The sequence below is a fragment of the Burkholderia sp. BCC1996 genome (assembly GCF_905339955.1).
Taxonomy (GTDB): Bacteria; Pseudomonadota; Gammaproteobacteria; order Burkholderiales; family Burkholderiaceae; genus Burkholderia.
Genome location: NZ_CAJPHM010000064.1, coordinates 1 through 3,662 on the forward strand (window position 1 = coordinate 1; position 3,662 = coordinate 3,662).

At 62.0% G+C, this 3,662-nt stretch carries 5 protein-coding genes; 2 read left to right on the plus strand and 3 right to left on the minus strand.

All coding sequences use genetic code 11. The features are described from left to right. Nucleotides 1-181 precede the first annotated feature (181 nt). Entirely contained in the window at nt 182-1,153 is a 972-nt protein-coding gene (locus tag U4Z64_RS37115; protein ID WP_321822668.1) for an aldo/keto reductase, read from the plus strand. A 111-nt stretch (nt 1,154-1,264) separates the two neighbouring features. After that, the gene (locus U4Z64_RS37120) at nt 1,265-2,110 is read left to right on the plus strand and encodes a 23S rRNA (adenine(2030)-N(6))-methyltransferase RlmJ (protein ID WP_044849284.1); all 846 of its coding nucleotides are present in this window, start codon (nt 1,265-1,267) and stop codon (nt 2,108-2,110) included. 15 nt (nt 2,111-2,125) lie between these two features. Here the strand turns inward: U4Z64_RS37120 and U4Z64_RS37125 are convergent, their stop codons facing one another. The 3 genes from U4Z64_RS37125 to cueR form a co-directional block, all read right to left on the minus strand. Then, nucleotides 2,126-2,494, minus strand: a complete 369-nt coding sequence (locus U4Z64_RS37125) for a hypothetical protein (RefSeq protein ID WP_082088780.1) — start codon at nt 2,492-2,494, stop codon at nt 2,126-2,128. 114 nt (nt 2,495-2,608) lie between these two features. After that, nucleotides 2,609-2,755: a DUF3563 family protein gene (locus U4Z64_RS37130; RefSeq protein ID WP_081053322.1), complete on the minus strand. Its 147-nt coding sequence runs from the start codon at nt 2,753-2,755 to the stop codon at nt 2,609-2,611. A gap of 215 nt (nt 2,756-2,970) precedes the next feature. Continuing rightward, nucleotides 2,971-3,375, minus strand: coding sequence for a Cu(I)-responsive transcriptional regulator (gene cueR / locus U4Z64_RS37135; RefSeq protein WP_044849283.1), 405 nt, complete (start codon nt 3,373-3,375; stop codon nt 2,971-2,973). Nucleotides 3,376-3,662 lie beyond the last annotated feature (287 nt).

Sequence of the window (3,662 nt, forward strand, 5' to 3'; positions counted from 1 at the left end):
GTTCAGATCTGCTGCCATGTCCGTCTCCTTCCGTTATCGGATCGAAAAAGCGCGCCCCGCTGCATCCGCTTTCGTCGCGGTCGTGCAGCTGGAGGCCAGCCGCTATTGTGCACGATCGGCCCCGCCGTTCGCGCGCAAAACGTCTAAGCTTAAGGTCGGTTCAGAGTCGCAGGAGATTCCCATGCACTATCGACGGCTAGGCCGCTCCGGCCTGCAGATCAGCGCGCTTTCGCTCGGCTCGTGGGTCACCTACGGCAACCAGGTCGATCAGCGGGTCGCCCGCGAATGCCTTGCGGCGGCCCGCGATGCGGGCGTCAATTTCTTCGACAACGCCGAGGTCTACGCCGGTGGCAAATCCGAGGAAATCATGGGCCAGGCACTCAAGTCGCTCGGCTGGCCGCGCGTCAGCTACCTCGTGTCCACGAAGTTCTTCTGGGGGCTCGCGGAAGCGCCGAACCAGTACCACACACTGAACCGGAAATATCTGCTGAACGCGATCGACGGCTCGCTGCGCCGGCTGCAGCTCGACCATGTCGACCTCGTGTACTGCCATCGCCCCGATCCGAACACACCGATCGAGGAGACCGTCTGGGCGATGAGCGACATGATCGTACGCGGCAAGGCGCTGTACTGGGGCACGTCCGAATGGAGCGCCGACGAGATCCGCGCCGCGTACGAGATTGCCGAGCGGCACCATCTGCACAAGCCGGTCGTCGAGCAGCCGCAGTACAACCTGTTCCACCGTACCCGGGTCGAGCAGGAATACGCACGGCTCTATCACGACTACGGCCTCGGCCTGACGACCTGGAGCCCGCTGGCATCGGGGCTGCTCACCGGCAAGTACCGGAACGGCGTACCGCCGGGCAGCCGCGCGCAATTGCCGGGCTACGACTGGCTCCGCGAACGGCTGACGGATCCGGTCAGCAACAATGTGGTCGAACGGCTCGGCGAGATCGCGGCCGAACTCGGCTGCAGCACCGCCCAGCTCGCGATTGCATGGGTACTCGCGAATCCGCGCGTGAGTTCGGTCATTACGGGCGCCTCGCGAATCGAGCAGATCGGCGACAACATGCGCGCGCTCGACGTTGCCGAGAAACTGACGCCGGAGATCAAGCAACGCATCGAGGAGGCCGTCGGCGATGCATACGAGTAAGGCGGCTCACGCCCACTCGCGTACAATACGCGGCCGCATTGGCGCGCGGCCCGACGGCCCCGCGCGATCATCCGTTTTCATCGATTCACCCTTCGTTTCAGGCAGCCAGCCATGCTCAGTTATCGTCACGGTTTTCACGCAGGCAACCACGCGGACGTGCTCAAGCACGCCGTCGTCGTCCAGCTGCTGCGCTACCTGAACAAGAAAGACAAGTCGTACTGGTACATCGACACGCACGCCGGTGCCGGCGTGTATTCGCTGCGCGACGGTTATGCCGCCAAGACAGGGGAATTCGACACCGGCATCGGGCCGCTGTGGAACGAAAAGAACCTGCCCGAGGCGCTCGGCGACTACATCGACGAGGTGCGCGCGCTGAACGACGACGGTGAGCTGCACTACTATCCGGGCTCCCCGTATCTCGCATGGCGATCGATGCGCGAGCAGGACCGGATGCGCCTGTTCGAAATGCACACGACGGAAATCGACGTGTTGCGTCACAACTTCCGCGATGCGGGGCGCCGCGCGATGATTTTCTCCGGTGACGGCTTCGAGGGCATCAAGGCGCTGCTGCCGCCGCCGCCGCGACGCGCGCTCGTGCTGATCGATCCGTCCTATGAGGACAAGAAGGACTACGCGCGCACGGTGACTTGCGTGACGGAATGCCTGAAGCGTTTCGCGACGGGCTGTTACGCGATCTGGTATCCGCAGGTTGCGCGGGTGGAATCGCAGCGTTTTCCGGAGCAGCTCAAGCGCCTGCAGCCGAACAACTGGCTGCACCTGACGCTGACGGTATCGAATCCGCCGGCAGATGGCCTGGGCCTTTACGGCAGCGGAATGTTCATCCTGAATCCGCCGTACACGCTCGCGCAGAGCATGAACGAAGCGCTGCCCTATCTCGTCGAGCGCCTGGGACAGGACAGCGGCGCGCGGTGCCAGATCGAGCACCGCGGGAACTGAGCGAACGGTTTTCCGTTACGGCTGCGGTCTTGGCGCGGGTCTTGGCTGATTGGCCGGCGACCCACCCCAGCCCGGCACATTGATATACGGCGCGACAAACAGCGGGACCGAAGAATTCGGTCCCTGCCCGGCCGGCGCTCGCATGCCTGCGGGCTCAACGATCGGCTCGGACGATAACGGAGCCGTTTGCAACACCAGGCCGCCCTTGCCATCCTGGATCCCGCGTTGCGTATCGAGAATCAGCGGCCGGGACGACGTCGCCGCACCAGCCGCCATGCCGTGAGCGAGCACCGCGGCCCCCAGAGCGAGACGCGCGCGGGAAACGTGACGCACATCGAGACGCAAACGCATGGTCGTGTTCTTCCGATTGAAAAGCAGGTCCATACCATAGCGCCACGCCGACGATTTCGCCAGATCGGACGCACAAAAAAACAAAGCCCCGTCAACACGGGGCTTGCTTTTCGCTCGGTGCCACACGGCACCTGACGGTGACTCCGATTACAGCGAGTAGCCGTTGGTTTCGAGCGAGCGGATGCGGCTCTCGAGCTGGACGATGTCCGACGACGACGCGAGGTAAGCCTCACGGCGTTCACGCTCTGCGGATTCGAACCAGTTGCTCAGCTTTTCAACGATGTAGGCGATCATGATGTTCTCCAAGGAAGGGGGACCCCTGGCGAATCGAGATTCAGGGATTTCCCGTATAGGGTTATCCCGAATTATAGCGATGCCGCACCAAGATGCCAGTGAAATGCTTGCATGGAAGCCATTCCTGTTTGGAATGGTTTACGAACTATCCACCTCAACCCACTGATTCTTAAGGATATTGAATCGAGGCTCCTATTCGGCCTCGAGGATGTGCACTAATCTGGTTCACTGACAGGGTCGGCCAGGCGCGCCAAGATCGGGCATTCGGGTCGCCCGTCACCATGGCAGTGCGCGGCGAGATCGGCAAGTGTATTGCGCATGTCGCTCAATTCCGCGATGCGTTTGTCGAGTTCGGCCACGTGTTCGAGGGCGATCGACTTCACTTCGGCGCTGGCGCGGGAGCGGTCTTGCCAGAGCATCAGCAGCTTGCGAATATCCTCGACGAGAAAACCGAGCCGCCGCGCCTGGCGGATGAAACGCAGAATATGGACGTCATCCGAACCGTAGATGCGGTATCCGGCGTCACTCCGCTTGCTCGGCGCAAGAAGGCCGACCTGCTCGTAGTACCGGATCATTTTTGCGCTGACACCGGATTCGCGCGACGCGTCGCCGATATTCATTCCCTGCCCTCTCTCCATCAAGCACTGGTTCGAACACGAACGTCGACGCAAGCATTCGTCGACGACATTTGGATCGTATCAAATCGCGAGATTTCGTTCCTGGGTGGGCAGTGACGGCCGGATCGACCGCAATCCGGATGTCCTTATTGAGGTAAGTGGTGGCTGCGAAATCTGCCGGTTCGGGACAGCATGCAGTTTGTATCGAGGGGCCTCCGCCCACCGACGACCACGCCAACGTCTACAGCGATCGCGCATTTCTGCGCTGCAAATGCAAAAACCCCCGCCTT